Source organism: Pseudomonas sp., from assembly GCF_017744435.1.
In the GTDB taxonomy this organism is placed as follows: Bacteria; Pseudomonadota; Gammaproteobacteria; order Pseudomonadales; family Pseudomonadaceae; genus Aquipseudomonas.
In genome coordinates this window covers 99,353-118,106 of the sequence record NZ_JAGIBG010000017.1, presented here as the reverse complement: position 1 = coordinate 118,106, position 18,754 = coordinate 99,353, and the positions used below count along the sequence as shown (strand labels likewise).

At 63.3% G+C, this 18,754-nt stretch carries 20 protein-coding genes; 15 read left to right on the top strand and 5 right to left on the bottom strand.

Features of this window, described 5'->3' with window-relative positions; all coding sequences use genetic code 11:
• Window positions 1-41: 41 nt before the first annotated feature.
• The 8 genes from J7573_RS14155 to J7573_RS14120 all read left to right on the top strand — a co-directional run bounded on the left by J7573_RS14155 (window position 42) and on the right by J7573_RS14120 (window position 6,283).
• Window positions 42-941, top strand: coding sequence for a TauD/TfdA family dioxygenase (locus J7573_RS14155; protein ID WP_294335720.1), 900 nt, complete (start codon window positions 42-44; stop codon window positions 939-941).
• Window positions 942-958: 17 nt separating this feature from the next.
• Window positions 959-1,978: an ABC transporter substrate-binding protein gene (locus J7573_RS14150; protein WP_294335719.1), complete on the top strand. Its 1,020-nt coding sequence runs from the start codon at window positions 959-961 to the stop codon at window positions 1,976-1,978.
• A gap of 6 nt (window positions 1,979-1,984) precedes the next feature.
• Window positions 1,985-2,848, top strand: a complete 864-nt coding sequence (locus tag J7573_RS14145; protein ID WP_294335718.1) for an ABC transporter ATP-binding protein — start codon at window positions 1,985-1,987, stop codon at window positions 2,846-2,848.
• Window positions 2,849-2,862: 14 nt separating this feature from the next.
• Window positions 2,863-3,726 carry an ABC transporter permease gene (locus tag J7573_RS14140; protein ID WP_294335717.1) on the top strand — a complete coding sequence of 288 codons (864 nt, stop codon included), beginning with the start codon at window positions 2,863-2,865 and terminating at the stop codon, window positions 3,724-3,726.
• A 298-nt stretch (window positions 3,727-4,024) separates the two neighbouring features.
• The gene (locus J7573_RS14135) at window positions 4,025-4,513 is read left to right on the top strand and encodes a type VI secretion system tube protein Hcp (protein WP_294335715.1); all 489 of its coding nucleotides are present in this window, start codon (window positions 4,025-4,027) and stop codon (window positions 4,511-4,513) included.
• Between the two features lie 9 nt (window positions 4,514-4,522).
• Window positions 4,523-5,494: a hypothetical protein gene (locus J7573_RS14130; RefSeq protein WP_294335713.1), complete on the top strand. Its 972-nt coding sequence runs from the start codon at window positions 4,523-4,525 to the stop codon at window positions 5,492-5,494.
• Window positions 5,491-5,868 (top strand): hypothetical protein, encoded by a 378-nt coding sequence (locus J7573_RS14125; protein WP_294335712.1) that lies wholly within the window; start codon window positions 5,491-5,493, stop codon window positions 5,866-5,868. Before J7573_RS14130 ends, J7573_RS14125 begins: the two co-directional genes overlap by 4 nt.
• 55 nt (window positions 5,869-5,923) lie before the next feature.
• On the top strand, window positions 5,924-6,283 hold the full coding sequence (locus J7573_RS14120; protein ID WP_294335711.1) for a hypothetical protein: 360 nt from the start codon (window positions 5,924-5,926) through the stop codon (window positions 6,281-6,283).
• Between the two features lie 226 nt (window positions 6,284-6,509).
• On the opposite strand, the gene J7573_RS14115 is transcribed toward J7573_RS14120, so the two are convergent.
• Window positions 6,510-7,067: a WYL domain-containing protein gene (locus J7573_RS14115; RefSeq protein WP_294335750.1), complete on the bottom strand. Its 558-nt coding sequence runs from the start codon at window positions 7,065-7,067 to the stop codon at window positions 6,510-6,512.
• 206 nt (window positions 7,068-7,273) lie between these two features.
• Here J7573_RS14115 and J7573_RS14110 point away from each other — a divergent pair, with 206 nt between their 5' ends.
• The 6 genes from J7573_RS14110 to J7573_RS14085 all read left to right on the top strand — a co-directional run bounded on the left by J7573_RS14110 (window position 7,274) and on the right by J7573_RS14085 (window position 13,208).
• Window positions 7,274-8,068, top strand: coding sequence for a tetratricopeptide repeat protein (locus J7573_RS14110; RefSeq protein ID WP_294335709.1), 795 nt, complete (start codon window positions 7,274-7,276; stop codon window positions 8,066-8,068).
• A 107-nt stretch (window positions 8,069-8,175) separates the two neighbouring features.
• Window positions 8,176-8,628: a MarR family transcriptional regulator gene (locus tag J7573_RS14105; RefSeq protein WP_060486199.1), complete on the top strand. Its 453-nt coding sequence runs from the start codon at window positions 8,176-8,178 to the stop codon at window positions 8,626-8,628.
• Entirely contained in the window at window positions 8,625-10,712 is a 2,088-nt protein-coding gene (locus J7573_RS14100) for an FUSC family protein (RefSeq protein WP_294335706.1), read from the top strand. Before J7573_RS14105 ends, J7573_RS14100 begins: the two co-directional genes overlap by 4 nt.
• On the top strand, window positions 10,709-10,921 hold the full coding sequence (locus J7573_RS14095) for a DUF1656 domain-containing protein (protein ID WP_016392395.1): 213 nt from the start codon (window positions 10,709-10,711) through the stop codon (window positions 10,919-10,921). The genes J7573_RS14100 and J7573_RS14095 overlap by 4 nt, the downstream gene beginning before the upstream one ends.
• Complete coding sequence (locus J7573_RS14090; protein ID WP_159412583.1) at window positions 10,918-11,793, top strand: HlyD family secretion protein; 876 nt, start codon at window positions 10,918-10,920, stop codon at window positions 11,791-11,793. The genes J7573_RS14095 and J7573_RS14090 overlap by 4 nt, the downstream gene beginning before the upstream one ends.
• The gene (locus tag J7573_RS14085) at window positions 11,790-13,208 is read left to right on the top strand and encodes a TolC family protein (protein WP_294335695.1); all 1,419 of its coding nucleotides are present in this window, start codon (window positions 11,790-11,792) and stop codon (window positions 13,206-13,208) included. The genes J7573_RS14090 and J7573_RS14085 overlap by 4 nt, the downstream gene beginning before the upstream one ends.
• Before the next feature lie 262 nt (window positions 13,209-13,470).
• On the opposite strand, the gene J7573_RS14080 is transcribed toward J7573_RS14085, so the two are convergent.
• Genes J7573_RS14080 through J7573_RS14065 form a run of 4 tightly spaced genes read right to left on the bottom strand, consistent with a single transcriptional unit; the run spans window position 13,471 to window position 16,592 of the window.
• Window positions 13,471-14,214 (bottom strand): penicillin-binding protein activator LpoB, encoded by a 744-nt coding sequence (locus tag J7573_RS14080; protein WP_294335693.1) that lies wholly within the window; start codon window positions 14,212-14,214, stop codon window positions 13,471-13,473.
• 3 nt (window positions 14,215-14,217) lie between these two features.
• Window positions 14,218-14,805 (bottom strand): penicillin-binding protein activator LpoB, encoded by a 588-nt coding sequence (gene lpoB / locus J7573_RS14075; protein ID WP_294335691.1) that lies wholly within the window; start codon window positions 14,803-14,805, stop codon window positions 14,218-14,220.
• 20 nt (window positions 14,806-14,825) lie between these two features.
• Window positions 14,826-15,191 carry a YcfL family protein gene (locus J7573_RS14070; RefSeq protein WP_294335690.1) on the bottom strand — a complete coding sequence of 122 codons (366 nt, stop codon included), beginning with the start codon at window positions 15,189-15,191 and terminating at the stop codon, window positions 14,826-14,828.
• A 15-nt stretch (window positions 15,192-15,206) separates the two neighbouring features.
• On the bottom strand, window positions 15,207-16,592 hold the full coding sequence (locus tag J7573_RS14065; protein WP_294335689.1) for a hypothetical protein: 1,386 nt from the start codon (window positions 16,590-16,592) through the stop codon (window positions 15,207-15,209).
• 220 nt (window positions 16,593-16,812) lie between these two features.
• Here J7573_RS14065 and J7573_RS14060 point away from each other — a divergent pair, with 220 nt between their 5' ends.
• Window positions 16,813-18,753 (top strand): FTR1 family protein, encoded by a 1,941-nt coding sequence (locus tag J7573_RS14060; protein ID WP_294335688.1) that lies wholly within the window; start codon window positions 16,813-16,815, stop codon window positions 18,751-18,753.
• Window position 18,754 lies beyond the last annotated feature (1 nt).

The window sequence follows — 18,754 nt, the reverse complement described above, 5'->3', positions numbered from 1 at the left end:
GTTGCGCGGCATTGACGTCGCGCACTGCGTGGGAGTGAAACATGCCAGCCGCCTCGAACGCCTTGTCGTCCAACGACAGCGCCCAGCCGCAAACCTTCGAAATCCGCCCGTTCTCCGGTGCCGTCGGCGCCGAGATCATTGGCCTGGACCTGGCCAAGCCGGTCACCGCCGAGGATTACACCCGAATTCATCGCGCCCACCTCGACCACCATGTATTGGTGTTCCGCGACCAGCGCATCAGCCCGGAACAACAGATCGCCTTCAGCCGCAGCTTCGGCGAGCTGCAGATCCATGTGCTCAAGCAATTCCTGCTCACCGGCCACCCGGAAATCCTGATCGTTTCCAACATCGTCGAACACGGGCAGAACATCGGCCTGGGCGATGCCGGCAAGTTCTGGCACTCGGACCTGTCGTACAAGGAGCTGCCAAGCCTCGGCTCCATGTTGCACGCCCAGGAGCTGCCCAGCGAAGGTGGCGACACCCTGTTCGCCGACATGCACAAAGCCTGGGACGCCGTGCCCGAGGCCCTGCGCAAGCTGGTCGAGGGCCGCAGTGCCGCGCACTCCTACACCGCCCGTTACGCTGAAACCAAGTTCGAGGGCAACTGGCGCCCGACCCTCACCGCCGAGCAGCTGGCGCAGGTCAAGGAAGTCATCCACCCGGTGGTGCGTACCCACCCGGAAAACGGCCGCAAGGCGCTGTTCGTCAGCGAAGGCTTCACCACCCGCATCGTCGGCCTGCCGACTGATGAAAGCCGCGACGTGCTGCAGCAGTTGTATGCGCTGAGCGTGCTCGAGCAGAACATCTATCGCCACCAGTGGCAGCCCCACGACCTGGTGTTCTGGGACAACCGTTCGCTGATCCACCTGGCCACTGGTTGCCCCGCGCACCTGCGCCGCAAGCTGTTCCGCACCACCATCCAGGGCGATGCCCCGTTCTGACGACTGAGGAATTCATCATGCGCAAATCCATCAGCCGCCTGGCGGCAAGCATCGGCCTGGGCGCCAGCCTGGTTGTCGGCAGCCTGGCGGCCCCCGCCGTGGCGCACGCCGAAGGCAAGATCCGCATCGCCGAGCAGTTCGGTATCGTCTACCTGCTGCTCAACGTGGTGCGTGACCAGCACCTGATCGAGAAGCATGGCAAGCAGCAGGGCATCGACATCGAGGTTGACTGGGCCCAGCTGTCCGGCGGCTCGGCGATCAACGACGCGCTGCTGTCCGGTTCGGTGGACATCGCCGGTGCCGGGGTCGGCCCGCTGCTGACCGTGTGGGACCGCACCAAGGACCGGCAGAACGTCAAGGCCGTGGCTTCACTGGGCAACTTCCCGTACTACCTGGTCAGCAGCAACCCGAACGTGAAGACCATCGCCGACATTTCCGACAAGGACCGCATCGCCGTACCTGCGGTGGGTGTGTCGGTGCAGTCGCGCTTCCTGCAGTACGCCGCCGCCCAGCAGTGGGGCGACAAGGAGTACAACCGCCTCGACAAGTACACCCTGGCCGTGCCGCACCCGGATGCCACCGCCGCGCTGCTGGCCGGCGGCACCGAGCTGAACGGGCACTTCTCCAACCCACCGTTCCAGGACCAGGTGCTGGCCAACAAGGACGTGCACGTGGTGCTCGACAGCTATGACCTGCTCGGCCCCAACTCGCCGACCCTGTTGTTCGCCACCGAGAAATTCCGCAACGACAACCCCAAGACCTACAAGGCCTTCGTCGACGCCCTGGCCGAGGCGGCGGACTTTGCCCAGAAGGACAAGGCCGCTGCAGCAGATACCTACATCCGCGTGACCAAGGCCAAGATCGACCGCGACACGCTGATCAAGCTGATCGACAACCCGGAGTACGAGTTCACCGTCACGCCGAAGAACACCTACAAGCTGGCCGAGTTCCTGTATCGGGTAGGCGCCATCAAGCACAAGCCGGAATCGTGGAAGGACTACTTCTTCCAGGATGAACGCCCGCTGCAGGGGAGCTGACCGACCATGACCGCCCCTTTGCCAGGCCACACGGCCAGCAACCTGAGCCGTGTCGCTACACCGCCGCTGCTCCAGGTGGACAACCTGAGCCTCGAATACCGCACCGCGCAGCGCGTGGTGCGGGCCACTCACCAGGTCAGCTTCGAAGTCGACCGTGCCGACCGTTTCGTTTTGCTTGGTCCCTCGGGTTGCGGCAAGTCCACCTTGCTCAAGGCCGTGGCCGGTTTCATCGCCCCCCGGGAAGGGCAGATCCTGTTGCAGGGCCAGCCGGTCAATGGCCCTGGCCCTGACCGCATCGTGGTGTTCCAGGAATTCGACCAGCTGCCGCCGTGGAAAACGGTGAAAGAGAACGTCATGTTCCCGCTGCTGGTGTCTGGCCAGCTCAAGCGCGCCGAGGCCGAGGAACGAGCCCTGCATTACCTGGACAAGGTCGGCCTGGCCGCCTTTGCCGATGTCTATCCGCACATGTTGTCGGGTGGGATGAAGGCCCGCGTGGCAATCGCCCGGGCGCTGGCGACTCAGCCGAAGATCTTGCTGATGGACGAGCCGTTCGCCGCGCTCGATGCGCTGACCCGGCGCAAGATGCAGGAAGAACTGCTGCTGCTGTGGGAGGAAGTGCGCTTCACCTTGTTGTTCGTCACCCACTCCATCGAGGAGGCGCTGGTGGTCGGCAACCGCATCCTGCTGTTGTCGCCCCATCCGGGCCGGGTCCGGGCCGAGGTGCACAGCCACCAGTACGACCTCGGCAGCCTCGGCGCTGCAGACTTCCAGGCCAGTGCGCGGCGTATCCATCGCTTGCTGTTCGAACAGGCCGAAGCCCCCGAGCCGGCCGATGACCTGGGCTTCAACGACATTCGCATCGCCTACTGACAGGAGCTTCAGCCATGACCCCTACACCTGTGCGCCAGGAATACGAGGTGCAGCTGGAGCCTTTGCTCAGTGTGCCTGTGGAACGCAATCTACCGTTGGCCCAGCGCCTGTGGCAGCACGGCTGGCTGCGCAAGGCCGTGATCCTGGTGGTAGTCGCCGCCTTGTGGGAAGCGATCGCCCGCTACCAGGGCAACGACCTGCTGCTGCCAACCTTTCTGCAGACCGCCGCCGCGCTCTGGGACGGCCTGCTCAGTGGTGAACTGCCGGCCAAGGTCGGCGTGTCGCTGGTGATTCTGCTCAAGGGTTACCTGCTGGGCATCGTGCTGGCCTTCGGCCTGACCAGCCTGGCGGTGTCGACCCAGCTCGGGCGTGATCTGCTGGGTACCCTGACTTCGATGTTCAACCCGTTGCCGGCGATTGCCCTGCTGCCGCTGGCGTTGTTGTGGTTCGGGCTGGGTGACAACAGCCTGATCTTCGTGCTGGTGCATTCGGTGCTGTGGGCGCTGGCGCTGAATACCTATGCGGGCTTTCTCGGGGTGTCGGAAACCCTGCGCATGGCCGGGCGCAATTACGGCCTGAAAGGGCTGCGCCTGGTCCTGCACATCCTGGTGCCGGCGGCGTTGCCGTCGATCCTCTCGGGGCTGAAGATCGGCTGGGCGTTCGCCTGGCGCACGTTGATCGCTGCCGAACTGGTGTTCGGCGCCAGCAGCGGCAAGGGCGGGCTGGGCTGGTACATCTTCCAGAACCGCAACGAGCTGTATACCGACAAGGTGTTTGCCGGGTTGGCGGTGGTGATCCTGATTGGCTTGCTGGTCGAGGGGCTGGTGTTCAATACCCTGGAGCGGTTGACCGTTCGGCGGTGGGGCATGCAGCGGTAATACACCTGTGCCGGCCTCTTCGCGGGCACGCCCGCTCCCACAGGTACTGCGCAGTGTCCGGGATCTGCGCGATCCCTGTGGGAGCGGGCTTGCCCGCGAAGAGGCCGGCACAGGCGACCAATTCATGAGCTGTGGGCCGCGGCCTTTGCCCTTAAAAAATTTCATACATTTGCTAGCTAATTTTTCGGAGAATTTGTAGGAAAATTCTGAATTTAGTCTCGATCTCCTGGGAACCGTTGCGGTTAACTTTCCTCGCGCCTAGCCTGTTCCGCTCATTCGTTTACAAGGAACAGTAATCATGGCTTTCGACGCATTCATTCAAATCGCGGAAATCGCTGGCGAATCACAAGACGAGCAATACAAGCACTGGATCGAGATCCTCGGCTACACGTTCGGCACCAGCCAAAGCACCTCTGCTACCGCGAGTTCCGCAGGGGGCGCCACCTCCGGGCGCACCACCCTGAGCAACCTGACCTTCACCAAGTACCTGGACCATGCCAGCTGCAAACTGCTCGAAGCCAGTTGCGCCGGGCAGCACCTGAAAGAAGTCAGGCTGGTCGTCTGCCGCGCCGGTGGCGACAAGCTCAAGTATTACGAAGTGGTGCTCGAGGAAGTGATCGTTGCCGATTTTATACAAGGCGTGCACGCCGGCGTGCCGACTGAAATCGTCCAACTCAACTACGGCCGTATCAAGACCACCTACACCCGGCAGCAGCGCGCCGATGGCGGTGCTGGCGGCAGTGTCACCGGTGGCTGGGACCGTATCGCCAACAAGAAATTTGCGTGAGGAACGACCATGTCCGAGGCACGCAGCTTTATAAATCCCAAGGCACAGAACTACGCGACCCTGAAGAACGGCACGCCGATGAACGCCAACCAGCAGGCCAAGTTCGATGTGCTCAATGCGCATATCGTCAACACGGTCGTCTTTGCTGGCGAACTGGTGATCGTCGGTGATCCCAGCACGCCCTCCTGTACCAGCCATGAAGCCTTTCTCATGGGCAAGGCGGCAGGTATTCACCGCGATATCGTCTTCAACGGTGGCGGTGTTGATGGGTTCATGCTGGATAACTTCGAAATGCTGCAGAGTCTGCTGGCACATGCTGCAACGGGGGCAGGGGCCGCAAGCGATGGCTGGGCCAGGCATTTGGGCGCCATCAAGAAGACGCTGGAACAGATTGAGCAATTGCACCGCGAGCATATGAGTGGCGGTACGTTCAGGGCGCGGGAGGAGTTTTATGCCAAGCGTGCGGCGCTGTTCAGGGTGCTGGATGAGCAGCTGGGGAAGACTGCCGCTTACGGCTCTGGTCTACGAAATCAGGGATCGATCAAGCGGATGCTGCAGCTTTCCACTAAGCGCTACTTGAGTACCGGGGAAATTACCGGGTATGCCGAGAAGGTAACGGGAGTGGCGAGGGCTGCGAGTCTGATCAAGAAAGGAACTTATATCGGAGTTGCATTGAATGTGGCGGCAACGGGTTTATCAATTCACAGGGCTTGTACTCTAGGTCGCGAGGAAGCATGTGAAAAAGCTAAATATGTAGACGGGGGTGGCTTGATAGGTAATGTGAGTCTAGGTACTTTCGGAGGAGCAGTTGCAGGGTTCGCAGCGCCCACTATTTGCGGTGCCATTGGAGTTCCCACGGTGGGAACGGGAGCGCTTGCTTGCGTTGTGATCTTGGGGAGCCTTGGTGGCATGGCAGGTGGAAAGTTAGGATCTATGGGTGGAGAGGGATTGGGTGAGATTTTGTATGAGGCCGCAAAATGACAAATATGCAGATAGCCGTGCTCGGTGTTCTTTTGTTTGCTTCGCCTGTGCTGATGTTTGCGGCATGGGTTTTTGTCGCTTGTCGTTATCTTGAGCATGTTGAATCTTTATTAAAGAATAGCAAGATTGTTGTCGGTAATAGGGATAATTTTTCCGGTGCCGGGCTATTGGGGAAGGTTTTGCGTGTGGGGGGGATTTCCGCGATGCTATCCGTGAGCCAGTTTTGCGTTCGAAAGGGTTTGGCTGACGCTGGAGATCTACAAGCAGTACCTGATCGCATCAAGAGGCTGCTGGTTATGTTGTGGCTCGTGCACTTGTTTTTATTTACATCGTTGGCATCCTTTTGCATATGGGTAGGTATTTTGCGAGGTTGATTGCTAAGTAAGTACTGCAGCGGCGATTTGTGAGCATTTACGTGAATGGTAGACAGTGAGTAAATTCGAGATTGATTTGGTTGCGATTTGTTTCTTCTTCGTGGCGACGGTCGCATTTTTAGTGCAGATGTATGTCGCCATAAGACATCTTGATGAGATTGAAGAGCTGCTGTCGAAAAGCAATTTTGTATTGGGGAATAGGAAGCTTTATTTGCACGCAGGCCTTCTCGGTAAAATTATGCGTATCTGTACAATGTCAGCACTGTTGACTATGCCGAGCTTATTTGCACGCAGAGGATTGGTTGATGTGACTCAACTGCGAGATTTTCCAAATTCGATGAAACGGATTTTGGTCGGAGCTTGGTGCACGATGTGTATTTCTTCAATGATCTTCCTGATGCTCGGATCTTTTTAGAGTGGTGGTGATCCTGATCGGTCTGCTCGTCGAGGGGTTGGTGTTCAATACCCTGGAGCGGTTGACCGTTCGGCGGTGAGGGATGCAGAGGTAATACACCTGAGCCGGCCTCTTCGCGGCGGTTCGACGCCTCGGTAAACCCGCTCCCACAGGTACTGCGCAGCATTCAGGGCCTGCGGGATCTCTGTGGGAGCGGGTTCACCCGCGAAGAGGCCGGCACAAGCGACTAATTCATGTACTGTGCTGCCGCATTGCTCAAGGTCCTGGCGATCTCTTCGCGCAGTGCCTGCGGCTCTTCGACCACCAAGCCTTCCCCCTGGCTCAGCACCCACCAGCGCAATGGCCCGCCATCTTCCACCGTGGCCCGCAGCCGATGCCCCTGATCCAAAGCCGTCAACTGCATGTCCACGCTCAACGGCGCTTCACGCAACTGCCTGGCCAGTGGATCGCTGACCCACGCCTGCATCTCGATCCCTTCACCCTGAACCGGCTGAAGCAAATCACCGCGCAAATAGCCCTGCAGGTCGAAATTCCCCCGCAACTCGCCAGCAACGTTCGCCGACCAATGCCAGCCAAACGGAATGCTCTTGTCATTACGATCCAGCGGAAAAATCAGCGACAACTCATTGAGGTCCCGCTCCACCGTGCGTTTGCTGACGTTGAAGCCCACATCGCGCAATCGCCACACCAGTTCGGCACTGGTAATGCCCGGGGAACGGCTGGGTAGCTGGCGCAGCAGCGCCCATTGACGGCTGAGGGTGGCGCGGGTGGTGGCGAACGGCAAAAGGTAACGTCCTTGTCTAGGCTTGCCGCAACAGGATGGCGGCTCGAGCGGGTCATGGCAATTAGCCATAACTCGCTCAGATCCAGGAATGCGCAATTGGTTGCCTTGCCCCGAATCGTTCGCGACAGGTTTTGACGTGACGTCGCGCAGAATCACGCCTCATCACAGCCGCGGTCGGGCCTGTGGGTCGTTCAATGAGGATGAACATGTCTGCTGTCAGCAATATCCATTCGCTGCTCGCCCGTCTTCTGCCTGAGCAGGTCATTTGCCCACCGACACACGCCGGCAGGCGACAGCGGCTGTTTGCCGGGGTAGGGCAGCCCAGCCAGCGCGCACTGCTGGTCAACCGGCTGGACGAGGCCCACGACTTGCAGGCGGTGTACACCGACCTGCGCCAGCAGGCACTGGCCGGCAACGTGGCGGTACTCAACGACCTCGGCTGGATCTGGCTCAATGGCAAGTACTGGCGCGCCGACACCGCCCTGGCTGGGCACCTGCTGCGCATGGCGGCGCTGCAAGGCAATGCGGCGGCGTGGTTCAACCTGGGGCAGCAGCACTACTTCGGCAAGGGTGTCGAAACTTCCTATGCCCAGGCCGAGGAATGTTATCGCCAGGCCTTCGAGCGGGGCATGCTGCATGCTGCTGCCGCGCTGGGTGACCTGTACGAAGAAGAAGTCTGCGATGCCACGCTGGGCTGGCAGGTGGATCCGGGCCAGGCCTACCAGTGGTTCTTGCGCGGGGCCGAGCGGGGCGAAGCGCGTTGCCGGTTCGAAGTGGGCTACCGTCTGTTGCATGGCCTGTACGTGGACGCGGACATCAAGGCCGCGCTGTACTGGCTGGAGCTGGCGGCGGCAACCGGGGTGATGCAGGCGGCCGAGGAGTTGGCGGTGCATTTCAGCAGCCGGGATGACGCACGTTACCAGGACTGGCGTGACCGGGCGGTGCAGATGGGCAGCACCTTGGCCCTGACCATGAAACTGGAAGACCAGGTTCAGCCCTGAATGAACAAGAATTCATCAAGGCCCCCCGTCGCCCACGGTTGACGACAGGGGGAGGCACAGGCGTAATATTGATAGTTAGCAAACTATGAATATCCTTGGTTCCCCACATGTCCATTGACTCCCTGCGCCTGCAAGTCAGCAGCGGCATGGTGGTTGCCGCTCGCCACTGGCGGCGCATCTGCCACAACGCCCTGATCGGCTACGGTATCTCCGAGGCCTGCGCCGCACCGTTGCTGATGATCGTGCGCCTGGGCGATGGCGTGCACCAGGTGGCCGTGGCCCAGGCTGCCGGCCTGGAAAGCCCGTCGCTGGTGCGCCTGCTCGACCAGCTGTGCAAGGCTGGCCTGGTCTGCCGCAGCGAGGACCCACTGGACCGCCGTGCCAAGGCCCTGAGCCTGACCGCCGAAGGCCGTCGCCTGGCCGAAGCCATCGAAGCCGAGCTGGTGCGCGTACGCCATGACGTACTGCAAGGCATCGACGAGGCCGACCTGCAGGCCGCACTGCGCGTGTTGCGTGCCTTCGAAGCTGCTGGCCTGGGTACTGCAGGCGGGGTGGCATGAACGGTTTCTTCAGCTCGGTGCCGCCGGCCCGCGACTGGTTCTACGGCGTGCGCACCTTCGCCGCGTCGATGATTGCCCTGTACATCGCCCTGCTGCTGCAGTTGCCGCGACCGTATTGGGCGATGGCCACGGTTTACATCGTCTCCAGCCCGTTCGTCGGCCCGACCAGCTCCAAGGCGGTGTATCGCGCCGTGGGTACGCTGCTCGGTGCTGCCGGGGCGATCTTCTTCGTGCCGCCGCTGGTGCAGTCACCATTGCTGCTGAGCATCGCCATCGCCCTGTGGACCGGCACCTTGCTGTTCCTCTCGCTGAACCTGCGCACGGCCAACAACTATGTGCTGATGCTGGCGGGCTACACCTTGCCGATGATTGCCCTGGCGGTGGTCGACAACCCGCTGGCGGTGTTCGACGTGGCGTCCTCCCGGGCCCAGGAAATCTGCCTGGGGATCGTCTGCGCGGCAGTGGTCGGTGCGATCTTCTGGCCGCGCCGGCTGGCACCGGTGGTAGTGGGTGCCACCGGCAGCTGGTTCACCGAGGCGATCCGCTACAGCGACACCTACCTCGCCCGTGAAGCCAGCGCCGACAAGGTCGGTGGCATGCGCGGCGCAATGGTCACCACCTTCAACTCGCTGGAGCTGATGATCGGCCAGCTCGGCCACGAAGGTGCCGGCCCGCATACCTTGAAGAACGCCCGCGAGCTGCGCGGGCGGATGATTCACCTGCTACCGGTGATCGATGCCCTCGACGACGCCCTGGTCGCCCTCGAAGGCCGTGCCCCGGCCCATTACGCGCAGATCCAGCCGGTGCTGGATGCCGCCCGCGAATGGCTCAAAGGCACCGCCGACAGCGCCTCCATAGCTCGCTGGACCGCCCTGCACGAGCAGATCGACCGCCTGCAGCCCGGCGCCGCTGCCCTCGACCAGCGCGCCGAGCTGCTGCTGTCCAACGCCCTTTACCGCCTGACCGAATGGGCCGACCTGTGGCAGGACTGCTGCTCCTTGCAGCACGCCCTGCGCACCGACGACCCCAAGCCCTGGCGCGCGGTCTACCGCCACTGGCGCCTGGGCCGGCTGACGGCGTTCTTCGACCGCGGCCTGATGCTCTACTCGGTGGTCTCAACGGTGCTGGCAATCGTCGTCGCCTGCGGCCTGTGGATCGGCCTGGGCTGGAATGACGGCGCCAGTGCGGTGATCCTCGCCGCCGTGTCGTGCAGCTTCTTTGCCGCCATGGACGACCCGGCGCCGCAGATCTACCGGTTCTTCTTCTGGACCCTGATGTCGGTGATCTTCTCCAGCCTGTACCTGTTCCTGGTGCTGCCCAACCTGCACGACTTCCCGATGCTGGTGCTGGCCTTCGCGATCCCGTTCATCTGTGTCGGCACCCTGACCGTGCAGCCGCGCTTCTACCTCGGCACCTTGCTGACCATCGTCAACACCTCGACGTTCATCAGCATCCAGGGCGCCTACGACGCTGACTTCTTCACCTTCCTCAACTCCAACCTGGCCGGCCCCGTGGGCCTGCTGTTCGCCTTCATCTGGACCTTGGTGATGCGCCCGTTCGGCGTGGAACTGGCGGCCAAGCGCATGACCCGCTTCGTCTGGCGCGACATCGTCGAAATGACCGAGCCGGCGACCCTGGCCGAGCACCGCCAGGTCGGTGTACAGATGCTCGACCGCCTCATGCAGCACCTGCCGCGCCTGTCGCAGACAGGCCAGGACAGTGGCGTGGCGCTGCGCGACCTGCGCGTGGGCTTGAACCTGCTCGACCTGCTGGCCTATATGCCGCGTGCCGGCCAGCAAGCTCGCGAACGCCTGGGCACGGTGATCGAGGAAGTCGGCGCGCATTACGCCGCCTGCCTGCGTGCTGGCGAGCGCCTGCATGCCCCGGCCGCGCTGCTGCGCAACATGGAGCGTGCGCGCCTGGCGCTGAACCTCGATGAACTGTACGAACGCGGCGATGCCCGCACTCATCTGCTGCATGCCCTGGCGGGCCTGCGCCTGGCCTTGCTGCCGGGTGTCGAGGTGATGCTCGAGCCTGCCGAACAACCGCAACTGCCCCCCGGCCTCGATGGAGCGCCCCTGTGATCGGTGAACTGGATATCAGCGGGGTGTTCCTGCCCACGCTGCTGGTGATGATGTTTGGCACCTACCTGCTGTTCCTGGGGGTGCACGCGGTGCTGGTGCGCCTGCATTTCTACCGCCTGGTCTGGCACCGGGCGCTGTTCAACGTTGCCCTGTATGCCGTGCTGCTGGGTGCGGTCGACCACTTTTGCCGAAGCCTGATGCTGCCATGAAAAAACCTTTGCTGACCCTGGGCCGTGTGGTCCTGACCTTGCTGGTAGTGACCTTCGCCGCCGTGCTCGTGTGGCAGATGGTGGTGTACTACATGTTCGCCCCCTGGACCCGCGACGGGCACATCCGTGCCGACGTGATCCAGATTGCCCCGGACGTGTCCGGCCTGATCCAGAAGGTCGAGGTGCGCGACAACCAGACCGTCAAACGCGGCGATGTGTTGTTCACCATCGACCAGGACCGCTTCACCCTGGCCTTGCGCCAGGCCAAGGCGACCCTCGGCGAGCGCCAGGAAACCCTGGCCCAGGCGTCCCGCGAAGCGCAGCGCAACCGCAAGCTCGGCAACCTGGTGGCGGCCGAGCAGCTGGAAGAGAGCCAGTCCCGCGAGGCCCGCGCCCGTTCGGCGGTCAGCGAGGCCCAGGTGGCGGTCGACACCGCCCAGCTCAACCTCGACCGCTCGGTGGTACGCAGCCCGGTCGATGGCTACCTCAACGACCGCGCCCCGCGCGACCACGAATTCGTCAGCGCTGGGCGCCCGGTGCTGTCGGTGGTCGACAGCGCCTCGTACCACGTCGATGGCTACTTCGAGGAGACCAAGCTCGGCGGCATCCACATCGGCGACGCCGTGGACATCCGCGTGATGGGCGACAACACCCGCCTGCGCGGCCACGTGCAGAGCTTCGCCGCCGGCATCGAAGACCGTGACCGCGTCAGCGGCGCCAACCTGCTGCCCAACGTCAACCCGGCGTTCAGCTGGGTGCGCCTGGCCCAGCGCATTCCGGTGCGTATCGCCTTCGACGAAGTGCCGGAAGACTTCCGCATGATCGCCGGGCGTACGGCCACTGTGTCGATCCTCGAGGGCCAGCGCCCATGAAACAGCTGATCCTGGCGGGGTTCTGCCTGTCCCTGGGGGCCTGCATGATGGTCGGCCCCGATTACCAAGTGCCGAAGGACGCGGCGGTGCAACGCAGCGACCTCAACGGCCCGCTGCGCCAGGATGCCGACAGCGTGGTGTCGGCGCCGGTGCCCGAGGACTGGTGGCAGCTGTATCAGGATCAACGCCTCAACGAACTGGTGCGCCAGGCGCTGAGCGCCAATACCGAACTGCGCGTGGCGGCGGCGAACATCGCCAAGGCCCGTGCCCAGGTCGAAGTGGCCGAGTCCCAGGGTGGCTTCAATGGCGGCATCAAGGCCGGCGCCCAACGCCTGCAGGAGTCTGGCCAGGCCTTCCTGCTGCCGGAGAAGGTGCCGGTGGCCAACATCGGCGAGGCGATCATCAGTGCCTCGTACCAGTTCGACCTGTGGGGCACCTTCAAGCGCGGCACCGAGGCCGCGAAGGCTAATGCGGACGCGGTGCAGGCTGCTGCCGACACTGCCCGAATCACCCTGGTGGCCGATGTGGTCAAGGCCTACACCCAGGTGTGCTCGGCCAACGAAGAATTCCACATCGCCCGCGAGTCGCTCGACCTGCAGGAACAGAGCGTGAAGCTCAACCAGCGCCTGCGCGACGCCGGCCGTGGCGACGAAACCCAGGTCACCCGCTCGCAGACCCAGTTCAAGTCGTTGCGCGCCGAACTGCCGCGCTTCAAGGCCGAGCGCGAAACGGGCATGTACACCCTGGCGGCGCTGCTGGCCGTGCCTGTGGATAAGTTGCCCGCCGGTACCGCCGATTGCGCCGAGCTGCCGCACCTCAACCAGTTGGTGCCGGTGGGTGACGGCGCGGCCCTGCTCAAGCGCCGCCCAGACGTGCGCCAGGCCGAACGCCAGCTGGCGGCGGCCACCGCCGAAATCGGCGTGGCTACAGGTGCGCTGTACCCGGACATCAGCATCGGTGCCCAGGTCGGCACCATCGGTATCCTCGAAGACCTTGGCGACCCGTCCACCAACCGCTGGGGCTTTGGTCCGCAGATCAGCTGGAGCATCCCGACCAACGGCACCCGCGCCCGCATTCGCATGGCCGAAGCCTCGACCCAGGCTGCCCTGGCGCATTTCGACGGCGTGGTGCTGAACGCCATCCGCGAGACCCAGACCCGTCTGGCCCAGTACAGCGCGCTGCTGGATCGGCGTGATGCGCTGGCCGAAGCAGAGAAGTCGGCGAAGGAAGCGGCGGACCAGACGCATCGGTATTACCAGGCAGGGCGTGAGTCGTTCCTCGCGGATTTGCAGGCGACGCGGACCTATACCGACATGCGCTCGCAGCTGGCGGCGGCCAATAGCCAGGTGGCGTTGGGGCAGATTGGCGTGTTCCTGGCGTTGGGTGGCGGGTGGAAGGACACTGCCAAGCACTGAGATTGCGGTCGTTGTAGGAGCATCTGTCTTGCTCCATTTCTTAATGCAGGCGCGATCCTTTGTGGGAGCCGCGCCTGCCGGCGATGGACCGCGAAGCAGCCCCACGATTTCAAGGTTGTTGCATAGATAGCCGGGGCCGCTTTGCGGCCCATCGCAGGCAAGCCAGCTCCCACACCGACCGTATAGACCTCAAGCCTTGAGCAATACCTGTGGGCTTTGGTTTGCCGGTGGTCGAGGGCGACGCCCTCGCCAGGGCTCAGCCTCAGCGCAAAATCTGCGCCGGCTCATCCGGTGGCAGATCATTCTGCCCGCTCGTGCGCGCCTCCCGGTCATTCGGCGTCCCACGCAACTGTTCCACCATCTGCCGCGCCACGTCCATGCCCAGCTCCTTGGACACCTCACGCACCACCCGCGGGCGGTTCGGCGTCACCTGGCGGTCACGGCTGCTGACCAGCTTGGTGTCCTGCCCCTCACCCATGGCCGTGAACGCCGAGGTGATCTCGAAGGTGCGGGTGTCGATCAGGCTGAAGTCGGCCACCACGCTCAGGGCCAGCACCGACGAGTAACTGTCGGTATTGGCCAGCGCGCCAACGTCGCGCTGGAAGTCGATGTCCGAGAGGGTGCCGAACAGTACGTAGTCGGCGCCGGGGAAGGCGCCGGCCTTGATCCGCGCGATCACGTCATGCACGTCGTCGCCGGACGAGGCGGTGTACGGTTTGCCCTGCACCAGCTGGAACAGCCCGGTCTTGAGGATCTCGCCCTTGATGTCGCCACCGAAGTTGCGCAGCTCGGTCTGCTCGATGTACCCCTTGCTGCTTTCGTACTCGCTGTAGCTCGACGAGTGGCTGCTGTTGTACGGGCTCGACTGGCCATCGCTCTGGGCGTTGACGGTGTGGATGTATTCTTCCACGCGCGCTTCGTAGGCCAGGTCGGTGACCGCGAGCATGGGCGCCGCCTGTGCCGAGAAGGCCCAGGCCAGGCCGATCACTGCCATCCATGCCTTCATCGCTCAGCGCTCCGTGGTCTTGCGGATTTCTTTTTCGTCCATCCATTCGGCCAGGCCGCTTTCAACGTCGACCAGCTGCAGGCTGAACTTGTAGAACACGTCCTTGTAATCGCTGCTGCGCTTGACGATGGAGCTGATCGAACCCTCCAGGCGGTAGCGTGCGGCGATCATGTTGCCGGTTCTGGCAACGGTGCTCTTCTTGTACAGGCCGCTCTGGTTCTGCAGTTGCAGCTGGTCGACCTGGCTCTGCATGTCGGTGTTGTCGCTGGCGAACCGGGCCGTGCCCGACTTCATCAGCTGGGTCTTGATCGAAGTGGTGATCTCGCGGGTATCGATGTACTCGCTGGTCTTGTTCTTCACGTCGTACACCTGCACCACCGGGCGGCCATGCAGCACGCCGGACTGGGCCAGCGAACGGGTCATGCTCTCGGCAATCATCTGCAGGTCGGTGGAGCCGAATTCGTTGGTCACAAGCTCCACTGCCCTGGCGTCGCCATAGCTGATGTTGCCGCTGCCCAACACGGGTGACGGGGTGCTGCAGCCGCTGACCAGGGCGATGGCGAGGGCGGTGAGGGAAAGGCGTACAAGCATGGGGCTGCTCCTGGAAAGGGTTACCGGGTGTGGACTTCGAGACGGAAGTCGGTCGCCTTGGGGGTGGGTGCGATGGCGGGCAGGAAGCTGGCTTGTCCGCCGTACAGTGGCAGGGCCTTCCAGCCCTCTTCATCGGCCACCGGGAATCCGTCGTTGTCGAGCCAGGCGAAGCGGTAGAACAGGGTCTGGTTGCTGCCGCTGGTGTTGTTCAGCGCCACTTTGACGGTCAGAAAACCGTTTTCCCGGGCGACGCGCATGGGGCCGACGTCGATGTCATCCAGTTGGCCCATGGTCACGACCTTGCTGGCGGCGCTGCCCGGCTCAGGCTGAGAAGTGCAACCGGCCAGCAAGGCAGCGGCGATGAGGGCGAGGCAGGTTCTGCGCATGTTCGATCCTTGAGGTCACTTGAGGCTGACGATGGCCGGGGCGTGTGGTGCCACTTCGACGGCGGCACCGCTGGCAAATACCTGGTTGCCGATCACCCGCAGGCTGACTACTTGGTACGGTCGGTCGATGGTGACCTTGACGTGGCCGCCGCCCTGGCCCGACGGCAGGGTCAGCTGGTGCTTGCCCTGGGCCAGGCGCACGCGGGCCACCAGCGTGTCGTTGGGCAGGGTGCGCCAGGTACGGGTGTCGGCATCCTCGGCTACCAGCGAAGCGATGCCTAGAGCCAGGGCAGCCGACGGGTTTTTTTCGTTCAGTTTCTTCTGCCCCGCGCTGCGGAGGATGGCACGTACGCTGGTGCGCAGGATGATGCCCGGCATTTCGTCACGCAGTGCGCGGCGCGACATGGCGCTGGTACTGTTGAGCGCCGTCAGGTCCAGCGGCTTGTCATCCAGCCACAGCTTGCTGATGCCGGTGGTAGACGTGTCTTCGCGGATGACCGGGAACGACAACGGCGTGAGCACCAGGTTGCCGTCGATGGTCAGTGGCAGGGGGATGTTCATCGACGCACGGGCCGGCGCCAGGCCGCTTTGCACCACGATCAGCACCTCGCTCTGGCCGGCCTTGACGCTGCGCTTGTCCAGTTTCAGCAGGGCCTGCTCGAGCAGCGGCGTGTTCGGGCGCAGCTCGGCGGCCTTGCGGTAGCCGGGGGCGGCCAGGCCCTTCTCCCCGAGCGCTTCGTAGACGAAGCCTGCCAGGTAATGGCTGAAGGCGCTCTGGTAGCTGTTTTTCAGCTTGACCACTTCCGGGTCGTCGAGGCTGGCGACGGGATAGCCCTGCAGGTCCTTGTACTCGGTCTTGAGCCCTTCCTGCTCGGCCTGTTCCTCATACTTGAGGTATTCCTTGTCTCGCACTTCGGCGATCACTGCTTCGCGTTCGTGGGTCTTCCTGATCTCGGTGCGGGCGCCGGCGAAATCATTCTCGGCCAGCAGGTTGAGGGCCATCTGCGTGGTCAGCATGACCTTTTCGTAGTCGTAACCCTCGTACCGACGCAGCTTGTCGTTAATCAGGAGGGTGCCGAACTGGCTCAGGTACTTGTCGGTGTCTAGCTTGACCGCCTCCTCCCACTGCAACACCACGCTGTCGGCGACGCGCCAGGCTTCCTGGCTGCCTTTGAGGTCGCCCTTGGAACGCAGCAACTCGCCCTTTTCGAAGTAGTAGAGCAAGTCCTTTTTCTCGTCCTGGTTATGGCTTTCGAGCAGCGCGAGGGCCGCATCGACGTTGCCAGTCACCCATTGATCACGGGTCTGCTGCAACTCACTGTCATAGTCGCGGAGCATGGCGCAGCCAGTCACTTGCAGGATGGCGACCAGCAGGGCGAAGAGGAGGACACGGGATCCCATCGTTGAGCGTCATTCCCTGAGCGGATACAGGCACCTGGCCATTGATTGCGTTTGGCCATCATTCTGACCGCGGATTATATTCAAAGTGCCCGACAACCGGTGGCAAAGTGCCCTTATTTCTCGGAAGGGATGTGATTCACAGTCTGAGCAGCCAATTTGTTGCCGAATTTTTCATGAAATCCGTCGGCAAACCTTGAGCAAGCGGGAGTGGAAGTGAACAATGTTCTCTTTCGCATTCCCTCCGAGACTGGCCATGAAAACCCGTTCCCGTCTGCTCGCCTGGTTGCCGGCTGTACTGCTCGGCCCGATGCTGGCGCTGTGCAGCACCCTGGCGCAGGCCGAAGCGCCTGCTGAGGCCGCCAAGGCCTTGCACCTGCTTGACTACATCGGCGCCGATTACCCACCGACCGTGCAGGACGGCAAGGTCATCGAAGACGGCGAGTACCGCGAGCAGCAGGAGTTCGGGGCAGTGCTGGCTGACCTGGTCAAAGGCCTGCCGGCGAATGCCGAGCAAGCTGGCCTGGCGCAGGGGGTACAGACGTTGCGACAAGCCATCGACCAGCGCCAGGACGGTGCCGTGGTGGCCAAGCAGGCGCGTCAACTGGGTGCCCGCCTGGCGGTGGCCTACGAGGTCAGCCAGGCCCCGGTCATTACCCCGGACCCGGCCCGAGGCGCCTCGCTGTATGCGCAGAACTGCTCGATCTGCCACGGTGATACCGGCGCGGGTGATGGCCCGGCAGGTGTGGGCCTGGAGCCAGCACCGGCCAACCTGCGCGACACCGCACGTCTCGATCAACTGAGCCTGTTCGACCTCTACAACACCCTGGCCCTGGGCATCGACGGCACCGAAATGCCGTCCTTCGCCGACCAGCTCGACGAGCGCCAGCGCTGGGACGTGGCCGCGTACATCGCCAGCTTCACCGCCAAGCCTGAAGCGGCCAAGGGCGACAAGACCTGGAACATTGCCGACCTGGCCCGCCAGACCCCGGCCGAAGTCGCCGCCAACGAAGGCGCTGCTGTGGTCGAGGCGTTCCGCGCCCAGCGCGCCCAGCCACCGCAGGTCAAGCGCGGCCCGTCGCAGTTGCTCGACTACACCGCCAGCACCCTGGACAAGAGCCTGGCGGCCTACCGTGCAGGCGACCACGACCAGGCCTATGACCTGTCGGTGGCGGCTTATCTGGAAGGCTTCGAACTGGTCGAAAGCTCGCTGGACAACATCGACACCGAAGTGCGCAAGAGCACCGAAAAGGCCCTGATGGCCTACCGTCAGTCGCTGCAGGACGGCCTGCCGGTTGCCCAGGCTGAACAACGTCTGGACGAAGCAAAAACCAAGCTCGGCCAGGCCGCCAAGCTGTTGGGCAGCGATGGCCTGAGCTGGTCGCTGAGCTTCATTTCCGGCCTGCTGATTTTGCTGCGCGAAGGCCTGGAAGCGATCCTGGTACTGGCCGCTGTACTGGCCTTCCTGCGCAACACCGGCCAGCAGTCGGCCATCCGCAGCGTCAACATCGGCTGGGGCCTGGCGCTGGTTGCAGGCTTTGCCACCTGGGCCGTGGCGGCCTATGTGATCGACGTCGGCGGTGCCCAGCGTGAGCTGCTGGAAGGTAGTACGGCCTTGTTCGCCAGCGTCATGGTGCTGTGGCTGGGCGTGTGGATGCACGACCGCCGCCATGCTGCCGCCTGGCAGGACTACATCAAGAGCAGCCTGGTCAGTGGCGGCGGGCGTTTCGGCTTTGCCGTGCTGGCGTTCTTCTCGGTGTACCGCGAGCTGTTCGAAGTGATCCTGTTCTACGAAACCCTGTGGCTGCAGGCTGGCCCAGCTGGCCACCAGGCGGTGCTGGCCGGCGGCGCCACGGCGCTGGTGCTGCTGGTGGGCCTGGCGTGGGTGATCCTGCGCGGTTCGGCGAAGCTGCCGCTGTCGCTGTTCTTCAGCATCAACGCCGGGCTGCTGTGCGCCTTGTCGGTGGTGTTCGCCGGGCATGGCGTGAAGGCGCTGCAGGAGGCGGGCGTGCTGGGCACGCGGCCGGTGGCGTTCTTCGAGTTCGACTGGCTGGGGATTCACCCCGATGTGTACTCGCTGAGTGCGCAGGCGGTGGCGTTGCTGGCGATTCTGGTGTTGTATGGGCGTAGTCGCCTGGCTGAGAAGCGTCGGGCTGCCGTTTAAG